This is a genomic window from Halostella sp. PRR32 (genome assembly GCF_034808085.1).
Taxonomy (GTDB): domain Archaea; phylum Halobacteriota; class Halobacteria; order Halobacteriales; family Natronoarchaeaceae; genus Halostella; species Halostella pelagica.
The window spans coordinates 283,350-306,572 of record NZ_JAXHGL010000003.1; the positions used below are offsets into that span (position 1 = coordinate 283,350).

Below are 23,223 nucleotides of genomic sequence, written 5' to 3' on the forward strand. Positions count from 1 at the left end.
GTTATGCCTACCATCGCCATCTACACCGCGACCGAGAACGAGCTCGGGGCCGTCCAGCGCGCCGCCGAGCGGATAGACGCGGACCTGGTCGTGCGCTCGGAGAGCGACCTGGACGACGAACCCGACGTGAACGAGTTCGTCGAGGCCGCCGCCGACGCCACGGCCGCCGTGTTCTGGCTCCACGGCGCAGAGGACAGCATGCCCGGCTACGACCGCGCCGTTTCCCGTCTGGCGGAGGCCGGTACGCCGCTGGTCGTGAAAGCCACCGGCGACGCGTTCGCGTTCGAAGACACCTCCGCCGCCGCCGAGCAGCGTGAGACGGTCTATGAATACCTCGACCGCGGCGGCGCGGTCAACGTCGAGAACTGCGTGCGCTACCTCGTCGACGAGTTCGCCGACGCGGAGCGGGAGTACGACGACCCCGTCGCGCTTCCGACCGAGGGCGTCTACCACCCGGACCACCCCGGGGCCGAGTACGAAGAACTGCGCGCCTCGCTCGACCCCGACAGTCCCACGGTCGCCGTCTGGTTCTACGAGTCGCACTGGACCCACGAGAACACGCGGTACGTCGACGCGCTGGTCCGCCACGTCGAGGCGCAGGGCGCGGACGCGCTCCCTGTGTTTTGTAACCCGGCGACCGACACGGAAGAGCAGGAAGACGCCGAGTGGGTCACCGACGAGTGGCTCACGGACGACGAGGGCGACCCGGTCGTCGACGCCGTCCTCTCCTCCTTTATGTTCTCGCTGTCGATGGACGAGCGGGGCCGCAGCGCCGGCGACGAGGGCGATTCCGCCGAGGACGTGTTCCTCGACCGCCTCGGCGTCCCCGTCCTGCAGACGGTCACGACGATGCGGTCGCGCTCGCGCTACCAGTCCTCGGACACGGGCGTGATGGGCTTCGAACTCGCGCTGTCGGTCGCGCTGCCGGAGTTCGACGGCAACGTCATCACCCACCCGATCAGCGGGAAGGAGCGCACCGACGACGACGCCGGTATCGGCTCCGCACCGAAACAGCACTTCCCAATCGAGGACCGGGTCGACCACGCCGCCCGCCTCGCCGTGAACTGGGCGCGCCTGCGCCACGTACCCAACGACGAGAAACGGGTCGCCGTCGTCCTGCACAACTACCCGCCGAGCGACGACGGCATCGGCACCGCGTTCGGCCTCGACAGCCCCGAGAGCACGGTGAACCTGCTCGATGAACTGGGCGCGCGAGGGTACGACCTCGGAGGCCGTCGGCCAGAGTCCGGCCAGTCGCTCGTCGAGACGCTCACCTCGCAACTGACGCTGGACGACCGCTGGGTCGCGCCGGAGGACGTCCGCGCGAGCGAAGCGAGTGCGGGCTCGACGGACTCGTCCGTCGGCGTGCGCGAGCGCTCGGTCGACGTGGTGTCGCCGGAGCAGTACGCCGACTGGTTCGCCGAAACCGACGAGCGATTCAGAGAGAACGTGGTCGAGGAGTGGGGCGAAGCCCCCGACCGCCCGTTTGCCATCCCGGGCGTGGAGTTCGGCAACGTCCTCGTGACGGTTCAGCCCCCGCGCGGGTTCGGCATGGACCCGTCGAAGGTGTACCACGACTCGGACCTCCAACCGCCCCACGACTACGTCGCGTTCTACTCGTGGCTCCGGAACGAGTTCGACGCCGACGGCGTCGTCCACCTCGGCACGCACGGCAGTCTGGAGTGGCTCCCGGGCAAGACCGTCGGCCTGAACGGCGAGAGTGCACCCGACCAGCTTATCGACGACCTACCGAACGTCTACCCGTACATCGTCAACAACCCCGGCGAGGGGACGCAGGCCAAGCGCCGCTCCTACGCCGCCGTCGTCGACTACCTGACGCCGGTGATGTCGAACGCTGGGACGTACGACGAGATAGCCGAACTGGAGGAACTCGCCGACCGCTACCGAGAGGCCGGGATGGAGGACGCTCGCACCGACGACGGCGAGCATCTCGAACAGCTGATCCGCGAGACGGTGGACGAACTCGACCTCGCGGTCGAGTTGGGTATCGCCGGTGAGATAGACGAGAAGGCCGACGTGCGCGGGCCGGACGAGGCGGGAACGACGCTGGCGGAGGGCGACGTGGACGGGGACGAGGCGGACATCGACGAACTCGTCGAGCGCGTCCACGAGTACGTAACCGACGTGAAGACGACGCAGATCCGCCTCGGCCTGCACACGATGAGCGAACCGCCCGCTGACGACCGTCTCGTGGAGTATCTCGTCGCGCTCACCCGGCTCGAAAACCCGGGCGCGCCGAGCCTCCGCGAGAGCGTCGCCGGCGTCCTCGGCGTCGACTACCAGACGATGCTCGACGAGCCCGGCGCGTACGACGAGGCCCTCGGGATGACCTACGCCGAGGCCGCCGACGAGGTGTACGAGACGAGCGTCGACCTCGTGGAGACGCTCGCGGAGTACGAGTTCGACCTGCCGGCGAACGAGCAGGAGGCGGGACCGGATGACGAGGTGAACGCCAACCTGCTCGTCGTCGACATCGAACCGCTCGGTGACGGTCGCGCCAAGCGCGGCGCACACGACGACCTACGGGAGGCGCTCACGTACATCTGCGAGGAGGCGCAACCGCGTGTCCAGGGGTCCGAGGACGAGATCCCCCGCACCGCGGACGCGCTGGCCGGCGAGTACGTCCCGCCGGGCGGCAGCGGCGCGCCGACCCGCGGCGGCGTCGACCTCCTGCCGACGGCGCGGAACTTCTACACGCTCGACCCGCGGAAGGTGCCAGCGAAGAGCGCGTGGCAGGTCGGCAGCGAGGTCGCCGACGGCGTCGCCGAGCGCCATCACGCCGAGGAGGGCGAGTACCCCGAGGAGATCGGCGTCGTCGCGTGGGGCACGCCGACCGTCCGCACCCGCGGCGAGACCATCGCGCAGGTGCTCGCGCTGATGGGCGTCGAACCGGTGTGGACAGACGCCGGCCGGGTCGACGACGTGGAACCGATCCCCCTCGACGACCTCGGTCGCCCGCGCATCGACGTGACGACGCGCGTCTCCGGGCTGTTCCGTGACGCCTTCCCCGCCGCGGCGGGCGTCATCCACGACGCGGTGGAGGCGGTGGTCGACCTCGACGAACCGAACGAGATGAACTACGTCAAAAAGCACGTCGAGGAGGAGGCCGAGCGCCTCGAAGCCGAGCGCGGTCTGGACGAGAGCGACGCCCGGGCGGCCGCCACGCACCGCGTGTTCACGACCCGTCCCGGCGGCTACGGCGCGGGGACGAACAAGGCGGTCGACGAGGGCAACTGGGACGACCGCTCCGATCTGGCAGAGGTGTACGTCCAGTGGGGCGGCTACGCCATGGGCTCTCGCGGCAAGGTGTCGGAGGCCCACGACGCCTTCGAGCGTCGCCTCGGCAGCGTCGAGGCGACCGTGAAGATCGAAGACACCGCCGAACAGGACGAGTTCGACTCCTCGGACTGGTACGCCTTTCACGGCGGGTTCATCTCCGCCGTCGCGGAGACGGCGGGCGAGGAACCTGCCTCCTACGTCGGGGACTCCTCGGACCCGGACAACGTCGACGTGTACACCAACGAGGAGAAGGTCCGCAAGGCGATGCGCGCCCGCGTCCTCAACCCGCAGTGGCTCGATTCGATGGAGGAACACGACTACAAGGGTGCGGGCGACCTTTCGACCACCGTCGACGTCGTCCTCGGCTGGGACGCGACGACCGGGGTCGTCAGCGATACGCTGTGGGAGGACGTGGCCGAGAAGTACGCCTTCGACGCCGACCGGCAGGACTGGCTCCGCGACGTGAACCCGTGGGCACTGGAGAGCATCACCGACACCCTGCTGGAGGCGATCGACCGCGACCTGTGGGACGCCGACGACGAGACGGAGGAGCGCCTGCGCGACCTGAACCTGCGGGTCGACGGCGACCTGGAAGCGCGTGCCAGTGGGACGGACTCCACGGAGGTGGCAAGCGATGACGACTGAGGGGGCCGCAGACGCCGGATCCGAGTCCGACGACGGCGACTTCGAGGAGTACGCCGACCTCGGTGCGACGACATCGAACGCGATGGAGATAGCGGAGACGAGCATGGACCGCGTTCGGCGGATCGTGCCGGACGAGACGCTCGCGGACCGGATCCGCCAGAAGTCGGTCCACGCGACCGGCGACCCCGAGTTCCAGCACCTCGTGCGCTTTACCGGGACCGACGACAGCGAACCGGTCCGGGTCGGCGCGCGGGCGGTGCTGGACGAACAGCCGATCGTCACGGACATCACGATGGTCATGGAGGGGATCACAGGTCGCGGCCACGATTGTCCCGTTCGGAAGGCCATCGGAAACGGTACGGAACTCGCCGCCGAGACGGGGATGACCCGAACCGCGGCGTCGGTCCTGGAACTCGACAAGGAGGGCGTCTACGACGGTGCGATCGCCGCCATCGGCAACGCCCCGACCGCGGCGCTGGCGCTCGCGGACTGCATCGAGGACGGCACCCGCCCGGCCGTCGTCGTCGCGACGCCGGTCGGATTCGTGAAGGCCGCCGAGAGTCGGGAACGCCTGCGCGAGGTCTGCGAGGAACACGGCGTCCCCGCCGTCACGAACGTCGGCCGGCGCGGCGGCAGCGGCCTCGCCGCGGGCCTGACGAACGAACTGGTACACGTGGCGAGCGACGCGAGAGACGGCGAGGTCACCCTCGCGGAGCGCGACCCGTGAGCGACTACGACCTCGACGCCGGCCCTGACCCGGCGACGTTCGCGGCGGCCGAACCGGAGGATCCGGCCCCGGAAACTCCCGTCTACGCCGTCGGTATCGGCCCCGGAAACCCCGAGTTCCTGACGCCGCGGGGCGAGCGAGCGATCCGCGATGCGGACGTGCTCGTGGGTTTCGAGACCGTCGTCGAGTTCGTCGCTGACCTGACCGACGCCGACCTGCTGACCTGCGGGTACAAGGACGAGGCGGCGGCGCTGGAAACGTTCGCGGAGCGCGTCGCCGCCGGCGAGCGCGGCACCGCGGTGCTGATGGGTGACCCGAACCACTCCGGTTACCAGTTCCTCGGCAAGGTAGACGACGCGGCGGACCGCCCCGTCCGCGTCGTTCCCGGCATCTCCTCGCTCCAGGTCGCCGCCAGCAGGGCGCGGACGCCGATGGAGGACAGCGAGTTCGTCACGCTCCACAAGAGCGGCGACCTGACCGACGACCTCGACCGACTCCGCGCGGCCGTCGGCGACCGCCACCTGCTCGTCCTGCCGCGGCCGTTCGACCTGATGCCCGGCGACGTGGCGGCCGAGTTGCTCGACGCCGGCGCGGACCCGTCGCTTTCGGCGCTCGTGCTGGAACGGCTGACTCACGACGACGAGTCGATCACGCGGACGACGCTCGGCAGCCTGACGGAACACGCCGGCGGGAGCGGCCCCGAGTCGACGCCGTTTTCCGACCTGTCGGTGCTGGCCGTGCGGCGGTAGGTACGACCCGCCCCCGCGACGGGCCCGCGACTCGCGTCGCCTTTAGCGGTCCCCGACATGACTCCTCGCCCACAGTTGCCTAGGACTACCCGTGTCCGCGGGCTATCATCGCACATGGTACAAGAGGACATCGGACAGGCGACTATCGTGTACGAGGGACCGGACGGCGACGCCGTCGAGCGGACGGTCGACAACGAACACGTGGCGTACTTCCAGGACCACTGGATCATCAAGATAGACGACGAGGAGACGGAAGAGGAAGAGCGGATGGAGGGGAGAGACACGGTGCGGCGGATCCCCGCACAGCGCGTCTACTACGTCGAGCGGTCCGTCGAGGAGTTCGAAGAGGAGGTCAAGACGATCAGGGACCAGGTGCAGTCGATCACGGAAGACCTCCGCTCGAAACTGATCGGCGGGGGGCAGTCCAGTCAGCAGAGCGACCGGGAACCCGAGCGCATCGAAGTCGAGCGCGGCGATACCGAGTCGGGACGGAAGTAGGTGACGCCGACGGACGACCAGACCCGGCGCTATCGACGCCCGTAGACGACGAGCGACGAGCGCTCAGCGACCAACGCGGACCGAACAGTCGGGTCGGCTACTCGTACGGATGGCTCTCGTCCCCGTCCGGGACGGTGTACGCCTCGATCCACGGCGGGCAGTCGCGGCCAGTCCACTCGAACAGGTCGCGTTTCTCGTTGGCGTAGTAGAGGCGGTATGCGTCCACGTAGTCGGTGGCCTGCCACTCGCCGGTGACCTGCGGCGGGTCGGACGCCTCCTCGCTCGGCCAGTCGAGTCCGGCGACAGTCTCCTCGTCCAGCGACTCGACCGTCGCCCACGACCCGTGTTCTTTCTCGGGCGGGTGGCCGTACCGATGCCGCCACTCCTCGTGAGCGAGGCGGACGTACTCGCGGAGGCGATTCCAGTTCGCGAGCGAGTCCGCAGTCCAGACCGTGAGTGGGTGGTCCGGGTGCGTGAAATAGAGGTCGTCGGACCTTGGGTAACCGTTGAGTTGGACTGCCGTCGTCAGCACCATCGAACACTCGAAGACGCTGCTCAGCACGTGTTTGTCCACGAGGTACTCGACGGCGCGAGCGGTGTCGCGGTCCAGCCAGAACGCGTTGACCACACGGGCGGTAGGCGACAGCGACGATTATGTCCGTCGCCACCTCTCGCCGTTCCGAGCGATTCCGGGGCCTCGCGTCCGTCGCCGTACGCTCGGGACGCTTCCGGTGGACTGGACGGTCGCGACGACGATCCGGCTATGTTGACGGACCCTCCCGCGCGGAAGACCTGCGCCGCGGCATGACTGTCGAGATCGTTCCGGATGAGTGAGGCGTGCTTCCGGCCGTCGAGGGGCGCTCCGGTCCCTCGGCGGGGCCGCGGCGACGTAGCGTCCGCTCCTCATACTGACGGACGGAAGTCAGTGAAGAATTTCGCAGGGACGTTCCCGCGAAATATCTGTAACAGTTACGTCCGACAGTATCAGTCGCCGCGGCCGTCGGTCGCCATCGGCCGGGCGTTCATCGCCAGCGTCGCCTCGAACGACGACGGGTGCGAGCCGCCGGCCATGACGCGTTGCGTGTCGACCGCCGCGCGCATCGCGTCGGTCACGCCATCGTGCGTCCCGAGCACGTCGGCGTAGGCGATGCCGCCGCGGTCGAGTTCCAGTTTCCGCGGGATCTCCTCCTCGGTCGCCCGCCCGCCGGTGAGAAACAGCGGCACTGCAACCGCGTCGTCGCCAGTGACGTTGTACCGGACACACTCCACGGCGGGATTTTGCAGCAGATAGCAGGTCTCCACCTCGTCGTAGGTGCCCCGATCCCTGAGACGCGAGGCGTGATGTTCGACGGTCTGTCGCCCGTACGGGAGCGCGCTGTTACCCAACCCGACCAGAACGAGCGAGTCCGCGCGGGGGGAACGCGTGGCGGCGCGGTCGCAGATCGCTCCGGTGACGCCCGGACTGCGTCCGATCGGCTCGCAGTAGTGGACCTCTCCGGGGCAGTACGACAGCGCCGCCGGGATGTCGTCCGTCGTCTCGTAGGTGTGTGCGATCGTTACCGGCAACGCGTACACCGTCTCGGCCTCGATGTCGGTGAACTCGTCGGCCAGTTCGTGAACGGGGTCGTGTTCGTAGTAGGCGGTCCGGACCGAGTCGGCGATGTCGGACTCTCGGAGTCGCCGAGCGTGGGTCCCGACCACGTCGCGGGCTTGGGTCGTGTCTCGGGCGATGAGAAGGAGCGCGTCTGTCATTGTACTTTGTTCAATTGAGTTTGCTTTAGCGCAACTCAGGTTGACTAACGGATCGATGGAATCGGTTAAATAACTTGCGTCTCGGGAGGTTTCGGCGATCGCACCCCCTTCACGTCGTGCGATCCGGCGCTCGTCACTCCTCGACGCGGTCGCTCGCCTCACGAAAGAGGCCGTCGAGTATCTCCGGCGTCGTGGGGTGGTAGGCCCGGTCCGGCAGGTCGCGCACGTCCAGTTCCATCTCGACTGCGACCTGCATCGTCTTCGCCATGACGTCCGCGTGGTAGTGCAGTCCCTGATAGCCGAGTACCGTCCCGTCGTCGGGGTCGACGACGAGCGTCGCACGTCCCTCTGGAACGTCCTTCGACTTGAACACCCCGTCGTCGCTCGCCTCGCGCGTCACGGCGACGTGGTCGACCCCCTTCGCTTCGGCCGACTCGACCGAGTGGCCCACGCGGGCGAAGGGGTAGACGCCGAGGCCCGAGAAGATGACGTGGTGGTGGACGTTCTCGTACGAGGAAAGCGTCTGTTCGCGGCAGTGCGACAGGATATTCTCGGCCGCTTTGAACCCCTGTTCCTTCGCGACGTGGAGGATCGGTTCGTGCCCGTTCACGTCGCCGACGACGAACACGCGCTCGTCATCGCGGGCCTGCATCGTGTCCTGCACCCACCCCGCCCCCGGATCAAGCGCGGTCTCTTCGAGGCCGAGGCCGTCGATGTTCGGCCGGCGGCCGGTAAAGAGAAACAGTTCGTCGGCCTCGACCGCCTCGTCGTCCCCGTCGCGGTCGAGATGCAGACGCACGCCGCCGTCGTCGGTCGGTTCGAGCCGTTCCTCGTCCGTCTCCGTCAGCACGTCTACGTCCCACTCCTCCTCGTAGAGGTCGAGGAGTTCGTCGCCGTACTCGGGGTCCGCCTCGTCCAGCGGGCGTTCGTCGTGTTCGATCACGGTGAGCGAGGTGCCCGCTTCGGCGAGATAGGGCACTAACTCCAGCCCGACGTAGCCGAACCCCATCACGACGCCCGACTCCGGGAGCTCCGTGGCGTCCAGCACGTCCGCGCTCGTCGCGTAGTCCACGTCGTCGATCCCGTCGATATCGGGTGCGTTCACGGCCGACCCCGTCGCGATCACCACGTAGTCGGGCTCTATCGTCCGGTCGCCGACCGCGAGAGTCCGGTCGTCGACGAACCGCGCCGCCTCGTGCAGGAACTCCACGTCGTCGCGCTCGGCCATCTCGTGGACAGCCTCGCGGCGGTGCTCCGCGAACCCGAGTACGTGGTCGTCTTTCGTCTCGACGACGCGCTCTAAGTCGACCTCGGGGAGGTCCCCGGTCAGGCGGTGGTCGTGACGGGCCTGAAAGCGGTGTGCGCCCGCCGAGATGACCTCCTTCGACGGCATACAGCCTCGAAGAATGCAGAGGCCGCCACCGGGTTCCCCGTCGTCGATCAGCGTCAGTTCCACGTCCGACTCGTCTACGAGTTCGCCCGCGGCGGCGACGCCGGCGCTCCCGTACGCGCCGATAATGGCGACGTGTGGCATAGGAGAGCGTGCGGCCCCCTGCCGCTTATCCGTTCGGGGAACTGTGCGTCAGGGGCGCACGACTCGAACTCCCGAATGTGTCGGAACGAAAGCGGCGATACCGGCCGGACTGAGGCTGACAGGGTCGGCGGTCGTAACGCCGACTACCGCGAGATCTGATTGAGTTTGTCGCCGATGACGGACTCGACTTCCCGTTTAGTCACTGTCGCGACGTCGCCGGGGATAGTGCGCTTGAGCGACGCGGTGGCGGCGGCGTACTGGAGCGCACGCGGTACGTCGTCGCCGGTCAGGCGGCGGCCGAGGAACGCGCCGACGAAGGCGTCGCCCGTGCCGATGGCGTCGACGGTGTCGGTCTCGTACACCTCTTGGTCGTGGACGACGTTGTCGTGCCAGGCGAGCGAGCCGTGTTCGCCCTGCGTGACGACGACCGTCTGGAAGTCGTACTTCGAGGCGAGGTGGTGTGCGAGTTCCGGTGCGTCACCCTCGTATCCGAGCACCGTCTCCGCGTCGCGGAAGGGGATGGCGAGTATGTCTATCAGTTGAAAGAGCTTCGTCACCGTCTTGCGCGCCTCGCCGGGGGACCAGAGCTTCGAGCGGTAGTTCAGGTCGAATGCGGTCGTCGTGCCGGCCTTCTTGGCGACCTGAAGGAGGTTCGCCGTCGTGTCCCGGAGCGTGTCGGACAGCGCCGGCGTGATCCCGCTCGTGAAGAAGGCGCGGGCGTCTCGGATGGCTTCGAGGTCGAACTCCTCGGCGCTCGCCGTCGTCACCGCGGCGTTCGCTCGGTCGTACACGACGTTCGTCCCGCGGGGCGCTCCGGCTGATTCGAGGTAGTACGTCCCCTGGCGGCCCTCGTCCGACCAGACGACATCGGTGTCGATTCCGTACCCACGCAGGCCGTTGTTGACGCGACGACCGAGCGGGGAGTCGGGAAGCTTCGACATCCACGTCGAGACCGCTCCGAGACGCTCGGCGGCAACCGCGGCGTTGCTCTCCGCCCCCGCCGCTCGGAACTCCAGTTCCGACGCCGTCTCCAGGCGTTCGTCTCCGGGCGGTGAGAGGCGGAGCATAGTCTCGCCGAACGTTACGAGGTCGCTCATGTGTTCTTTCCGGGCGCTGGAGGGCGCTCGGCCGATTCACGTCGGTCGATCGTCCGGTTCATACCCCCGCAAACGGACGGGACTGGTATAAGTCCCCCCGATCGCTCGTGTTTCGTAGCGGTTCCGGGGCGCTGGACGCGTTTGCGTTCCCCGGGCGGCCTCGGTCAGGCCTCGCGGCGGCCGCCGTGACCGGGGTAATCCCGCTCGAACCGCTCCGCGAGGTCGTCCTCGTCGAGTTCGATCACGACGGGGCGGCCGTGCGGGCAGGCGTAGGGGTTCTCGCAGCCGTCGAGCGCCGTCAGCAGTTCCGTCACCGCGCCTTCCGTGAGCGATGTGTTGCCGGTGACGGAGGGATAGCAGGCCAGGTCCGCGATGAACTCGTCCGCCAGCGACTCGACCGTCTCCCGCCCCGACGCCTCGTCCGCCGTCGAGACGAACGTCGCGAGCACGTCTCGGACGCGCGCCGGGTCGAGCGTCTCGTCGAAGACGGCGGGCACGGTCGTCACCTCGACGGTGCGGTCGCCCGCGCGGTTCGTGTAGAAGCCAAGACTCGCCAGCGCGTCGGTGTACTCCTCGAACAGCGCCGCCTCGCCCGCCGTCAGTTCGAGTTCGACCGGTTCGGCAAGCGACTGAGCCGTGGTGTCGTCCGCGAACGCTTCGCGGAGGCGCTCGTAGTTCACCCGCTCGTCCGCCGCGTGCTGGTCGACGAGCGCCAGACCGGTCTCCGTCTCCGCGACGACGTAGGTGTCGCTGAACTGTCCTAGCACCCGCATCGCCGGGAGGCTCTCGTACTCGCGGGTCCGGTCGACGGACTCGCCGGCGAGCGTTCGCTGGTTCGTGCCGCCGCCGAACTTCGACGACGCGTCCCGCCCAGCGCCGGCGGAGTCGCGTTCGGTTCCGTCGGCGTTCGTCCCGTCGGTCGCCACGTCGTCCGCCGAGTCGACCCCCGGACCCTCCGGGACCGCTCCGTCCGCCGCGGCACCGTCGGCTTCGGCCGTCGGTTCCTGCGTCTCCGCGGATTTCGGGGCGTGCGCGGCTCCCGATACCTCCGCCGTCCCCGAGGTCGACCGCTCCGGGTCAGGGTCCGCAGTCCGTGCTGGTGACGCGGCTCCCCTCTCGGTACAACCGTCACCGGGCGAACGTCCGTCGAGTTCTACGGCGTCCGTAGAGCTTTCGTCCGTTTCCGCCGTCACGCTTCCACCCTCCACCGCTGTCGCGTCACCGCCGTCGTCCGCCGCCGATACGTCGCCAGAGCCGCGCTCGCCCCCGTACGACGTAACGTCGGCCGCCGTCTCGCCGGCGTTCGGGCTCGTGACGCCGTCCGCGCTGGTTCCGCCGTTCGCGTCGGCACCGCCGTCCGACCCCCCGTCGACGCCCGCCTCGGACCGCGCTCGGCCGTCCGACGGCGAATCCGGGCTGACGGTCGCCTCGTCCGGTGCGGACCGGCCGCGCGGCGCGTTCGAGCGGACGAGACCGTTGTCGAGCAGCGCCCCCTCGACGGCCGCCTCGACCTGTCGACGGAGGCCGGCCTCGTCGCCGAATCTGGCCTCCATCTTCCGCGGGTGGACGTTGACGTCCACGTCGGCGGCGGGAACGTCCAGAAAGAGGACGACGAACGGGTAGCGGTCCGACGCGAGCTGACCGCCGTAGGCGTCGATCACGGCCTCGCGGACCGCGCTCGCGGTGACGTACCGCCCGTTGACGAACGACGAGACGTACTCCCTGCTGGAGCGGTTGGTTTCGGGGTGGCTGACGTACCCCGACACCTCGTCGAGCGGCCCCGCCGGCAGGTCCTCGGCCGAGGCGTCGACCGAGATCATCGACTCCGCCACTTCGCGGCCGTACACCGAAAGCAGCGCGGCCCGGAGGTCGCCCCGGCCGGTCGTCGAGAACGTCTCGCGGCCGTCGTGGGAAAGCGACACCGCCACGTCCGGGTTCGCCAGCGCGTATCGGGTGACGACGCGGTTGACGTGTGCGAACTCCGTCGCCTCCGTCTTCAGGTACTTCTTCCGCGCGGGGGTGTTGTAGAAGAGGTCTGTCACCTCGACCGTCGTCCCGGCGGGTCGGCCGGCGGGCGAGACCGCTGTCACCTCGCCGCCCTCGAACCGGAGTTCCGTCGCCGCGCCGTCGTCGTCGCGAGCCTTCGTCGTGATCGTCGCCCGCGAGACGGCTCCGATGGTGTGTAACGCCTCGCCGCGGAACCCGAGCGTCGACAGGTCGGATTCCAGGTCCTCCACGTCCCGTATCTTGCTCGTCGTGTGTTCGCGGACGGCGGTCCGAACGTCGGTTTCGGTCATCCCCGTGCCGTCGTCGCTGACCGCGATCCGCTCGGTGCCGCCGCTCTCGACGGTGACGTCGATGCGGGAGGCGTCCGCGTCCAGGCTGTTCTCGACCAGTTCCTTTACGACGCTCGCCGGTCGCTCGACCACCTCGCCGGCGGCGATGCGCTGGACCGTCGACTCGTCTAGCTTCCGGATGTCGGAGTCCTCGGTCGCGTCGCTCACGGAGGAGACACCTCCGCAGTCGCGGGTCGGGGAGTCATTGCCGGCGGTTCCGTCCGAGACTACTTGAACGTGCGGGAGCGGCCGGCGGTCACTGCGGGACGCGCGTCGGGAGCGTCCCACCGATATCGCGCCGCATGGCGAGGACACGCGAGTAGTCTTCCTGCGACAGCACGCCGACGACATCGCCGTTTTCCTCGACGAGCGCGCGCCCGCCGTCGGCCCGGTTGAACGTCGCGAGCGCCTCGAACGCGTCGGTCGACGATTCGACGCGGGGGACCTCACGCGCGACCGACCGTACGCTGGTCGTCTCGCGGTCGCCCTCGGAGACGGAGCGGAGGTCGGAGAGCGTCACGACGCTCGTGACCGACCCGTCGACGCGCACCGGGTAGCTGGTCCGCCGGTCTCGAAGCATACGGTTGACTAGCTCCGCGACGGACGAGTCGGCCGGGACGGCCTCGGCGTCGCGTGTCGCGACGTCGCCGACGGTCAGCCCTTCGAGGAGTTCGTCGATGAGGACGGTTCTGGACTCGGTCGTGGCGGCACCGTAGATGAAGAAGGCGAGCAACAGGAGGATCACGTCGAACGCCATGACGCCGACGACGGCGAAAAGCACCGCGAAGACGACGCCGATTCGGCCCGCGATCCGCGTCGCGCCGGCGTAGGACCGGTTCCGTGCCAACAGCGCCCGGAGGATCCGGCCGCCGTCCATCGGGAAGGCGGGAAGCATGTTGAACACCGCGAGCGCGACGTTCGTGATCGCCAGCCATCCGAAGACGAACCTGACGACCGGTATCGACGACGGCGTCGCGAGCAGGGCGACGTAGCTCACCCCAGCGACGAGGACGCTCGTGATCGGGCCGGCGATGGCGATCCAGAACTCACGGTCCCACTCGCGCGGGATGGCGCTCAGCGCGGCGAGGCCCCCGAGGATCCACAGCGTGATCGACTCGATCGACAGCCCGTACCGCATCGCCACCCACGAGTGACCGAGTTCGTGCAGGAGAACGCTCGCGAACAGGCCAACGCCCGCCGCGACGCCGATGATCCACGGTGTCGTTCCCGCTTCCAGCGTTCCGGGGTCGAACTCGACGCCGGTTAGCCCCTCGATGACTCCTTCGTAGGCGGATATCTGCCCGCCGCTCCCGATGAGCCACGCCAGTACGGGAAGAAAAACGAGCAGCGACACGTTGATCCGGATCGGGATCCCCCAGATCCGGGCGACGGTGAAGTTGCGCATACGTATCGAAAGGTCGAGACGCGGATAAGTCGTCCGCCCAGTACGCGTTACTCGCCCCAGAGTCCGCCGGCGCGGTCGAGACGTCGTCGCCGACGGTTCCGTTTGGGCACACTTGACCGCGCGGTGCGGGGAGTGGGGACAGTGACAGGAACGGCGGATGGAGGGAATGACCGGCCGTTTACTGAAACCGGCGTTTGTGTCTTCCGAAAGGATTTACATCCAAATTCGGTACGGAAACTATGGACAGACGTGCTTTCCTCACAGCGCTTGCGGCCGGAACGTCCGGACTGGCCGGCTGTTCGCTCTCCACGGGCAACGGCGACAGCGTGCCGACGAACGACGGGACTCGGACGTCAGGTCGACCGACGGATAATGGCGAGACAGACACCCGGCCCGACGACCACTCCCAGCCCGAGGGGTGGGCGAGCGTCGTCGAACTGGAGACCGGGCCGCGAACGTACGCGTTCGGCCCGACGTCGATGCACACCGACGACAGAGCGCGCATCGCGCTGTGGTTCGATAGGACAGCAACCGCCGACCACCCGGCAAGGCTTCGCGGTTGGTTCGAGAACGGAAACGACTTCGCGAACACGTTCCGAATCGAATGGATCCCCGTCGTCGGCGGGACGCACGGGCGGCAGCCCGCGGGGTACGACCACGAGGCGCGCCTCCACTTCGCGCCGACTGAGAACAACGACCTCGCGGAGACGGTGCCGGAAGTCATTCGTACCGACGACGGCTACTGGCGAGTCGAGGATATCGGTCCCTGGATGACCGAAACCTACCGTATGGACCCCGGTGAGCGCGTCGAACTGGAGTACGTTCTCGTCGGCGAGCGAGGGATGTCGGGCCGGCCCACGGGCACCTACGAGTACCGAGGCGACGACCAGTCCGCCAGCGTGACCGTCTGGAACACCGACGCCCCCGGCCCGGAGGCCAAATCGCGGTTCGCCGGGCGGTCCGTCCCCGCGTTCGACAACGACCGAACTGTTCAGTGGTTCCACGAGGCAGACAGCACGACGCCCGCGTTCGTCCGCCCCTCGGCCGAGCGGATCGAACTCGACGGACGGATCGATTTCGAGATGGTCAACAACAGCCACGAAGAGCTAGGGTGTGGCCACTGGAACCTCTACAAACTCGTCGACGGCAGGTGGTTCCACGTCGGGCCTGCCTTCCACACCGCGGACTGTCGAAGCCTCCCGCCGGGCGGGCGCGAGCAGTGGTCGCTCCGAGCGTTCAACGGCAAGTCCGTCCCCTGCGGTCACGAGAACTGCGAATGTCGCGGGCTCACCCGGGGCTACCTCGGCGGCGGCGAGTACGCAGTGGTCGCCGGCTACGGGCACCCGGGCGACGAGAGCGCCGCGCTGGTCGAACTGACGGGTGATCCGGTGACGCTGGTGCCGACCGACGACGCCACCGCCGAGCAAAACGGCGACGTCGCTACGGTTACGACCGACCGATACGGCGACGGCGAACATCCACCGGACGCGACGTTCGCGGTAACGCGGACTGTCTCGGCCACGGAACGGGTGATCGCCGAACAGGTGATGGGTTCCAGTGGCGGCCTGTCCCGCGGTAGAGGCCTTCGGAATGCGCTCTCTGCCATGACGGCAGACGTCGACCGCGTCGTCGTTCGTACTGACGAACATGTCGCTAACGCCGTTTTTGGATCCGACGAGTCGACGCGGCGGTTCCGGTTCCGGGGCGAAGACTACGAAGTCAGCCGAGACGCGGCCGCCGAGTGACAGCAATGCCGTCCCGTCCGCCGAGTGACAGCGATACCGAACTGTCCGCGGAGTAACGCGGACGCGCCACTCTCAGCGCCTTATACCGCGGTGTCTCTACTCGCTCAGGCGTTCCTGCCACTTCTGGACTTTCGCCATCAGTTCGACCGGCGGCGTCTCGTCCACGTCGATATCGGTCAGGTTCTCCAGAACCGCTTCCGTCTCCGGGTCGAGCGCGTCGGTGTCCGCCGTACCACCGGCGTCAGTGGCATCGGTTGTGTCCGCGCCGTCCGCGCTCGCCCCGGTCGCCGCCCCGCCGTCCGCAGTCGCCGGTTTCATCTCGCCGCTGCCGACGTCGAAGACGACCTGTTTCGGTTCGCCGCCGCCCACGTCGCCTTTCGCCTCGACGGCTTTCTCCTCGCGGAGGCGTTCGAGTACGTCCCGCGAGCGGTCGACGACGGGGGCGGGAACGCCGGCGAGGTCCGCCACGTGGATGCCGTACGACCGGTCCGTCGGGCCGTCGCGGATGGTTCGCAGGAAGGTGACGTCGCCGTCGGTTTCGTCGGCCGCGACGTGGACGTTTGCGACGCGGTCTAAGTGGTCGGCGAGCGCCGTTAGCTCGTGGTAGTGCGTCGCGAAGAGGGTCTTCGCTCTGACCTGGTTGTGTAGATACTCGGTCGCGGCCCACGCGATGGAGATGCCGTCGTACGTCGCCGTCCCCCGGCCCACCTCGTCCAGAATGACCAGCGAGTCCTCGCTGGCGGAGTGGAGGATGTTGCTCAACTCCTGCATCTCCACCATGAACGTCGAACGCCCCTGCGCGAGTTCGTCAAGCGCGCCGACGCGGGTGTAGATCCCGTCGACGAGTCCGATCTCGGCCTCGCGGGCGGGGACGAAGCTCCCGACCTGCGCCAGCAGCGTGATCAGCGCGACCTGGCGCATGTACGTCGACTTCCCGCTCATGTTCGGTCCCGTCACGACGAGGAACCGCCGGTCACCGTCGAGAGCGGCGTCGTTCGGGACGAACTCGGTCGTCTGCTCGACGACGGGGTGGCGACCCTGTTCGATCCGGAGGTCGCCGTCGCGGCGGAGCGCCGGCCGCGTCCAGTCGTTCTCGACGGCGTGGGTTGCGAGACTCGAAAGCGTGTCGAGCGTCGCCACGGTGCGGCCGACGTCTTGGAGCAACTCGGCGAGGTCGGCGACGTCGCGGCGGAGTCGCTGGAACAGTTCGTACTCCAGTTCGCCGCGTCGCTCCTCCAGACGAAGGATCTCCCGCTCTTTCTCCTCCAGTTCGGCCGTGACGAACCGCTCGGAGTTTTTCAGCGTCTTGACGTTCTCGTAGTGGTCGGGCGCCCGGTCGGCCTCGCTCTTGCCGACCTGAATGTAGTAGCCGTCCGTCTTGTTCCGGTCGACCGTGACGTGCGCGAGGCCGTGTTTCGATTTCACGCGCCCTTCGAGCGTATCGAACCACTCCTGGAGTTGCTCGTGGCGCTCGATCACCTCGTCCAGTTCCTCGTCGTACCCCGTGGTCAGCAGACCGCCCTGCCTGACGGTCGACGGCGGGTCCTCGGCGAGCGCCTCGTCCAGCGTGTTCCGGAGGTCGGCCGCCGTGGCGCGGTCCGGGCGAGTGACGATATCGGAGAGCGGCGACTCCGAGAGTTCGGGGTCGTTCTGGACGACGTCGACCAGGTCCGGCAGGAGGCCGAGCGTGTCGCGCACCCGCAGGAGGTCGGTCGCATCGGCGCTCTCGGAACTGGCTTTCGACGCCAGCCGTTCGAGGTCGTAGGCCGTGCCGAGCGTCTCCCGCAACCCCTCGCGGGCCATCACGCCGCGGGTCAGCGCGGCGACGCTGGCCTGTCGCCGTTCGAGCGTCTCCAGGGAGCGACGCGGCCGCTGGAGCCACTCCTTCAGCAGGCGGCCGCCGGGGCTTGTGACGGTGTGGTCGATCGTGGCGAACAGCGACCCCGAGCGGTCGCCCTGCATCGTCTCCGTGAGTTCGAGGTTGCGCTGGGTGGTCGCGTCGAGTTCCACGTGGTCGTCGCCGTGGTACTGCTGGAGGCGGGTCATCGACGCTAGCACGCCCGTGCCGGTCTCCTCGACGTACGAGAGGACGGCGCCCGCCGCCTGCACCGCCGGTCCGTCGTCGTCGACGCCGACGCTGTCTAACGTCTCGTCGCCGAACTGCTCGCGGGTGGCGTGGCGGGCCCGTCCCGGTTCGAACACGGCGGCGTCGTGCAGCGTCACCGCGGCGTCGACGCGCTCCCGGACGGCGGAGACGAACTCGTCGTCGTTGCGAACGTCGGGTCCGGGCAGCACTTCGGCGGGGTCGAAGCGGTACAGTTCAGTCAGCGCGCGGCCGGTGGCGTCCTCGCCGCCGACGTCCGTCACGAGGAATCGGCCGGTCGTCACGTCGGCGAACGCGAGGCCGTAGCCGTCGTCCGCGGCGACGACAGCCGCGAGATACTGCGCGTCGGCGGACGTCGTCTCCAGCAGGGTGCCGGGCGTGACCACGCGCTCTATCTCGCGGGCGTGGCCGGACTCTGTCTCGTACTGGTCGGCGACGGCGACGCGGTAGCCGCGTTCGACGAGCGCCTTGAGATACGGCGTCAGGTCGTCGACCGGGACGCCAGCCATCGGATACGACGACCCGTGCGAGGATTTCTGCGAGACCTTCAGGTCGAGTTCGTCGCTGACCGTCTCCGCGTCGTCGGCGAAAAACTCGTAGAAGTCCCCGCACTGCATCGTCAGGATGTCCGCGTCGGTCTCCGCTTTCAGTCCGAGGAATTCCCCGACTATCCCCGTCGCCTCTGTCATATCCACCCTTCGGAGCGTCGGCGGCTAAAACCCTCCGGGTTCCGCAGAGTATATTTCCCTCCCGTCGTGGTAGTACCATCACAGTGGTATCCAGACGGGAACTCCTCCGGGCGGGGTTCGCCGCCGTCGTGTTCGTCGCTTTGCTTTCGGTCGGGCTTAGCTACGCTGTCAGGTCGACGGACCGGGGCGACGAGGTCGGGGTCGTCGAGTGGTGGGTCGACCTGCTCGGCGCGTGGGAGGCGTTCGTCCCCGACACTTTCACCTCGACGCTGTTTTCCCTGCTCCCCGTCCGGGTGGGATTCGCCGAACTCGCCGGTATCGCCGTTCTCTCTCTCACGCTGGTCGTCTGGACCGGGGCCGAGGCCCGCTGGGCCGGATGGACCGTCGAGTCCGCGTTGGCACAGGTTCGGTCGGTCCGCGGCGGCGGGTCAGCGGACGAGTCGCCGTCGGTGGAGGCCGAAGACCCGTCTCGTCGCACGGACGACCGGGAAAACGAGTAACTGCCGGACTGCAGTCACCGACTGACGGCCTGGTTTAGCGAACGCACTCGCTCGACTATCGTCTCGATGTCGGGCGCGACCAGTTTCGCTATCTCCTCCTTGCCGACCTCGCCGCGGTCGAGGACGACCGCGGGGCTTCCGTCGGCGGCCCGGAACGCCTGCCGCGCACCCCAACCCATCGTACTCCCTTCCGTCTCCTTCACGTCCTCGGGTTCGGCGTCGCGGTCGTACTCCGCGACGGTCCAGCCGAGGTCGTCGAGCGCCGCTTCCACGTCGCCGTCGAACCGGCAGTTCACCGCAAAGCGCAGGTCGGGGTCGAACTCCCGCGCCGAGAGCAGGAAGCGCGCGACGTGACTCGACGCGCCGAAGCGCACGCCGCGGTTCGGCTGAACGCCGCTCATCGTGCGAGTGATCCGCCCCTCGACCGCGGCGGTCTCCGCCGTCTCCTCGGCGTACGGTGTCGCGCCGACGACGTTCATCCCGACCTCCGGAACGACGGCGCTCACGTCGGCATCGACGAACTCCCGGACGACGCTGTGGACGGCCTCGGCGGTCGGCTGTCGGTCGGCGCGCTCGCGGAGCGCGGCGAGGTGATGCACCGCTCCCGGGCCCTCGCCCATGTCGTGGTGGTAACGGATCGCCCGCTCCATGAACGCCACGCCCTGCTCGACGACGTCGACGAGCGATCCGCCGTCCGCGAGATCGGCCGCGATCGCTGACGACAGCGTGCAACCGGACCCGTGCGTGGCTGCGCCCTCGACTCGCGGGTGTTCGAACGTCTCGACGCCGTCGGCGGTGACGAGAACGTCCCGAACCACGTCGGCGTCAGCCTCGACGTGGCCGCCCTTCACGAGCGCCGCCTCCGCACCCATCGAGACGAGCGCCTCGCCGGCCTCGCGGGCGCTCGGTTCGTCGACGACCTCGATACCTGTCAGCACAGCCGCCTCGTCGGCGTTTGGCGTCACGAGCGCCGCTTCAGCGACAAGATCCTCGTACGCGCTCTCGGCCTCGCGTTCGAGCAGGCGGTCGCCCGACGTTGCGACCATCACCGGATCGACGACCGCCGGCGCGTCGTCCGCGGCCACGCGCTCGGTCACCGTCTCGATCACCGCTGCGGTGGCGAGCATCCCGGTCTTGACCGCCCGCACGTCCATGTCGTCGCGGACGGCGTCGAACTGCGACGCCACCTCCTCGACGGGCAGGACGTGCGTGCTTTCAACACCGGTCGTGTTCTGTGCGGTGACGCTCGTCACAACGCTCGTCCCGAACGCGCCGCGGGCCTCCATCGTCTTCAGGTCCGCCTGTATCCCCGCGCCGCCGCCCGAGTCGCTCCCCGCGACCGTCAGGACGACGGGACGGTCGACTGGTGCTGGCTGTCTCATATCCGGTGGTATTACCTTGTGATACAAAGCAGTGATGGAGTCGGGAAGTAGTCGCCTTCTGTCCGTAGTAGCTCTCACTCCCCCGCCAATCGCTCGTACACCGGCCACGACGAGTCGCCCTCCGGCTTCGGCACCGCCTCGCCGTCGGCGGCGACGCCCTCCCCGTCCAGAACTTCGCCGACCTCGGCGGCCGCGAGGCCTTCGCCCCGCAGCGCCTCCAGTACCCGGTCGACTGCTTCCGGCGGCGCGGTCACCAGCAGCGTCCCCGAACTCGTCGCACACCACGGGTCGAAGTCGAGAGCGTCGGCGACCTGCCGCACGTCGTCCGGCAGTGGAACCGCGTCGCGGTCGAACTCGATCCGGACGCCGGCACCGCTTGCGAGTTCGTGGAGCGCGCCGTGAAGGCCACCCTCCGTCGCGTCGTGCATCGCAGACACAGGGCCGGCAGCGGCAGCGGCGACCGCGCCGCGGACGTGGTTCGCTCCCGGAAGCCGGGCGGCGGCGGCGTCGACAGTCACGTCGTCCGCGGGGATCTGTCCGGAGTACAGCGATGCGAACAGCGCCGTCGCCTCGACCCCCGCGCCCGTGGTCACGAGCAGGCGGTCGCCCGGGTTCGCGCCGTCCGGCCGGACGATGTCGTCCGGGTCGCCGACCGCCATCGCGGTCGCGCCGCCGATCCAGGGGAACGAACACCCGGCGTACCGGGCGGTATGGCCGGTGACGACCGCGGTCCCCAGTTCAGTCAGCGTTTCGTCTATCGCAGTCCAGACCGCGGCGAACGAGTCGTCGTCCATCTCCGGCGGCAGGTGGAATGCTGGGGCGAAATGCGACGGCGGAAGGCCGGAGACGGCGACGTCCGCGAGGACGATGCCGAGGGCGAACCGCGCCGCGCGCCCCCAGCCGAGTCCGGGCAGGATCGAGATGGGGTCCGTCGCCGTCACCAGCGCCGTCCCGTCCACGTCGACGACGCCGAAGTCGACGCCGGGGCGGGGTCCGAGCGCTACGTCACCGCGGTCGCTCCCGAGGTGCGGGTAGATGAACTCGTCGAAGAACTCTCGGTCGACTTTCCCGGTATCGCTCATACCGTGGGTCCGGTCGGCGGCGGCAAAGTCGTGCTGATTTCCGGGACCGGTCGAGCGGTTCGCCGGCGCCCGACACTGTGGAGACGGCTGAGGTTTTTGTAGGATACCGCGGCCACCTCGTCTCCCGTGGCCCACAGAGCGCTCGTCGCATACGAACGTCCGAACGGCAACTACGACCTGCACCGATCGCGCTGGGGCGGGTCCGACCTGTCGCTCGCCCGCCGGATCGCCGAAGATACGCCGTTCGGCGGAGCGCAGACCGGTGCCGCGCGGGTCAGACGCGGCCCGTCACTGGGATCCAGTCCGCGTCCCGTCGACCGTCGCCCCGTCGCAACCGACCTCGACTTCGACGGCGTGGTCGACGCTGTCGACTTCCGCCAACACGAAGCGTTGTTCGTCGTCGCGACGGACTACGACACCACCGCGTACCTGTCGCTGTGGTTCGGCCTGCCGAGCGTCAGCGAGCCCTCGTTCGCTGACGGTCGCGAGGACGCCGATGAGCGAAGCAGATCGAACCCTCGTTCGACTTCGTCTCACGAGGACGCCGCCGGAACGAGTTCCGGCGAGCCCTCGCTCGCTGACGCTCGCGAGGACGCGGGCGCGCTCGTCGCTGCCGACCCCGACGGGGGGCCGTACGGCGGCCCGCGCCTGCGCCGGTGGTTTCGAGCGACGAAGGCCGTGGTCGCAGACGTGGTTGCCGAGGGGACGGTTTCCTGCGACGAGGCGGCGGCGTATCTCGCCGACAGGGCCCGGGAACACGTCGGCGAACGACGGGAGGTGATCGTGCGAGAGTAGGACGATACTCGCCTCGTTCCCCACGCGGTTTCTGTTCGCGATTCCCCGGCCGGGTCCAGTCCGGCTCCCGATGCAGTTCCGTTCCCTCACTCGCACCGCAACGCGGTCCGCTTTTGTCCGCCCGGCCCGTACCCCGATCCAGTGACTGCGAGCGGAGGACGAACGACGGACGTGACGCTGCGAGCCCCGACGGCCGAGGAGGCGCTGGCGACGGTCGAGGACGGCGTCGAACGGGGGTCACTCGTCACCCTGTTCGGCCGCTGTACCGTCGACTACGACGGTCGGGCGTCGAGCGAACTCGGCCCCGGCGACCGCCACGTGATGCTCAAGCCCGACGGGACGATACTCGTCCACACCGACGAGGGACAAAAGCCCGTCAACTGGCAGCCGCCGGGTTGCACGCACGCTCCCGGCCTGACCGACGACGGCCGACTCCGGGTCCGTAGCCGCCGCTCCACGCCCGACGAGGAACTCGTCGTCGAGTTCGAGCGCGTCGACCAGGTGTCAGCGTTCGACGTGACGGACGCAAACGACCTCTCGCTCGAAGGGACGGAGGAGGACCTCCGCCAGCGCATCCTCGACGACCCGTCTCTGGTCGAACCCGGCTTTACGCCGCTCGCGACCGAGCGCGAGACGCCGGCCGGTGCGGTCGACATCTACGCGGAGGACGCGGACGGCCGCACCGCCGTCGTCGAACTCAAGCGCCGCCGCGTCGGCCCGGACGCCGTCGGCCAACTCGACCGCTACGTGGACGCGCTCGAACGCTCGCTCCACACGGAAGCGAGCGTCCGCGGCGTCCTCGTTGCGCCCTCCGTCACGGACCGTGCGCGCCGTCTACTGAACGAGAAAGGACTGGAGTTCGTTTCGCTGTCGCCGCCGTGAG

At 68.7% G+C, this 23,223-nt stretch carries 17 protein-coding genes; 8 read left to right on the forward strand and 9 right to left on the reverse strand.

Annotation, left to right across the window (positions count from 1 at the left end):
- The first annotated feature begins 3 nt into the window (after nt 1-3).
- The 4 genes from cobN to SM753_RS11370 all read left to right on the forward strand — a co-directional run bounded on the left by cobN (nt 4) and on the right by SM753_RS11370 (nt 5,919).
- Nucleotides 4-3,945, forward strand: coding sequence for a cobaltochelatase subunit CobN (cobN, locus tag SM753_RS11355; protein ID WP_323191685.1), 3,942 nt, complete (start codon nt 4-6; stop codon nt 3,943-3,945).
- Entirely contained in the window at nt 3,935-4,672 is a 738-nt protein-coding gene (locus SM753_RS11360; RefSeq protein ID WP_323191686.1) for a precorrin-8X methylmutase, read from the forward strand. The genes cobN and SM753_RS11360 overlap by 11 nt, the downstream gene beginning before the upstream one ends.
- Nucleotides 4,669-5,421: a cobalt-precorrin-7 (C(5))-methyltransferase gene (locus SM753_RS11365; protein WP_138796725.1), complete on the forward strand. Its 753-nt coding sequence runs from the start codon at nt 4,669-4,671 to the stop codon at nt 5,419-5,421. The genes SM753_RS11360 and SM753_RS11365 overlap by 4 nt, the downstream gene beginning before the upstream one ends.
- A gap of 114 nt (nt 5,422-5,535) precedes the next feature.
- Nucleotides 5,536-5,919 carry a hypothetical protein gene (locus tag SM753_RS11370; RefSeq protein ID WP_135533741.1) on the forward strand — a complete coding sequence of 128 codons (384 nt, stop codon included), beginning with the start codon at nt 5,536-5,538 and terminating at the stop codon, nt 5,917-5,919.
- A 97-nt stretch (nt 5,920-6,016) separates the two neighbouring features.
- Here SM753_RS11370 and SM753_RS11375 read toward each other — a convergent pair whose 3' ends face one another.
- The 6 genes from SM753_RS11375 to SM753_RS11400 all read right to left on the reverse strand — a co-directional run bounded on the left by SM753_RS11375 (nt 6,017) and on the right by SM753_RS11400 (nt 14,043).
- On the reverse strand, nt 6,017-6,547 hold the full coding sequence (locus tag SM753_RS11375) for a hypothetical protein (protein ID WP_323191687.1): 531 nt from the start codon (nt 6,545-6,547) through the stop codon (nt 6,017-6,019).
- A 356-nt stretch (nt 6,548-6,903) separates the two neighbouring features.
- Nucleotides 6,904-7,671, reverse strand: coding sequence for a CbiX/SirB N-terminal domain-containing protein (locus SM753_RS11380; RefSeq protein ID WP_323191688.1), 768 nt, complete (start codon nt 7,669-7,671; stop codon nt 6,904-6,906).
- Nucleotides 7,672-7,804: 133 nt separating this feature from the next.
- Nucleotides 7,805-9,205 (reverse strand): NAD(P)/FAD-dependent oxidoreductase, encoded by a 1,401-nt coding sequence (locus tag SM753_RS11385; protein WP_323191689.1) that lies wholly within the window; start codon nt 9,203-9,205, stop codon nt 7,805-7,807.
- A 143-nt stretch (nt 9,206-9,348) separates the two neighbouring features.
- On the reverse strand, nt 9,349-10,302 hold the full coding sequence (gene kdgK1, locus SM753_RS11390) for a bifunctional 2-dehydro-3-deoxygluconokinase/2-dehydro-3-deoxygalactonokinase (RefSeq protein ID WP_323191690.1): 954 nt from the start codon (nt 10,300-10,302) through the stop codon (nt 9,349-9,351).
- Nucleotides 10,303-10,466: 164 nt separating this feature from the next.
- Nucleotides 10,467-12,806: a DNA mismatch repair endonuclease MutL gene (gene mutL / locus SM753_RS11395; RefSeq protein WP_323191691.1), complete on the reverse strand. Its 2,340-nt coding sequence runs from the start codon at nt 12,804-12,806 to the stop codon at nt 10,467-10,469.
- Between the two features lie 88 nt (nt 12,807-12,894).
- Nucleotides 12,895-14,043, reverse strand: a complete 1,149-nt coding sequence (locus SM753_RS11400) for a site-2 protease family protein (RefSeq protein WP_323191692.1) — start codon at nt 14,041-14,043, stop codon at nt 12,895-12,897.
- A gap of 239 nt (nt 14,044-14,282) precedes the next feature.
- Here SM753_RS11400 and SM753_RS11405 point away from each other — a divergent pair, with 239 nt between their 5' ends.
- Nucleotides 14,283-15,788, forward strand: a complete 1,506-nt coding sequence (locus SM753_RS11405; RefSeq protein ID WP_323191693.1) for a hypothetical protein — start codon at nt 14,283-14,285, stop codon at nt 15,786-15,788.
- Nucleotides 15,789-15,884: 96 nt separating this feature from the next.
- Here SM753_RS11405 and mutS read toward each other — a convergent pair whose 3' ends face one another.
- A complete protein-coding gene (gene mutS, locus SM753_RS11410; protein ID WP_323191694.1) occupies nt 15,885-18,581 on the reverse strand; it encodes a DNA mismatch repair protein MutS in 2,697 nt (898 codons plus the stop codon).
- Nucleotides 18,582-18,664: 83 nt separating this feature from the next.
- Between mutS and SM753_RS11415 the strand changes: the two genes are divergently transcribed.
- Nucleotides 18,665-19,081 (forward strand): hypothetical protein, encoded by a 417-nt coding sequence (locus tag SM753_RS11415; protein ID WP_323191695.1) that lies wholly within the window; start codon nt 18,665-18,667, stop codon nt 19,079-19,081.
- 14 nt (nt 19,082-19,095) lie between these two features.
- On the opposite strand, the gene thiD is transcribed toward SM753_RS11415, so the two are convergent.
- Nucleotides 19,096-20,463: a bifunctional hydroxymethylpyrimidine kinase/phosphomethylpyrimidine kinase gene (thiD, locus tag SM753_RS11420; RefSeq protein WP_323191696.1), complete on the reverse strand. Its 1,368-nt coding sequence runs from the start codon at nt 20,461-20,463 to the stop codon at nt 19,096-19,098.
- 74 nt (nt 20,464-20,537) lie between these two features.
- The gene (locus SM753_RS11425; RefSeq protein ID WP_323191697.1) at nt 20,538-21,545 is read right to left on the reverse strand and encodes an AIR synthase-related protein; all 1,008 of its coding nucleotides are present in this window, start codon (nt 21,543-21,545) and stop codon (nt 20,538-20,540) included.
- Between the two features lie 126 nt (nt 21,546-21,671).
- Here SM753_RS11425 and SM753_RS11430 point away from each other — a divergent pair, with 126 nt between their 5' ends.
- Nucleotides 21,672-22,340, forward strand: coding sequence for a DUF6735 family protein (locus SM753_RS11430; RefSeq protein WP_323191698.1), 669 nt, complete (start codon nt 21,672-21,674; stop codon nt 22,338-22,340).
- Between the two features lie 177 nt (nt 22,341-22,517).
- Complete coding sequence (nucS, locus tag SM753_RS11435; RefSeq protein ID WP_318282377.1) at nt 22,518-23,222, forward strand: endonuclease NucS; 705 nt, start codon at nt 22,518-22,520, stop codon at nt 23,220-23,222.
- Nucleotide 23,223 lies beyond the last annotated feature (1 nt).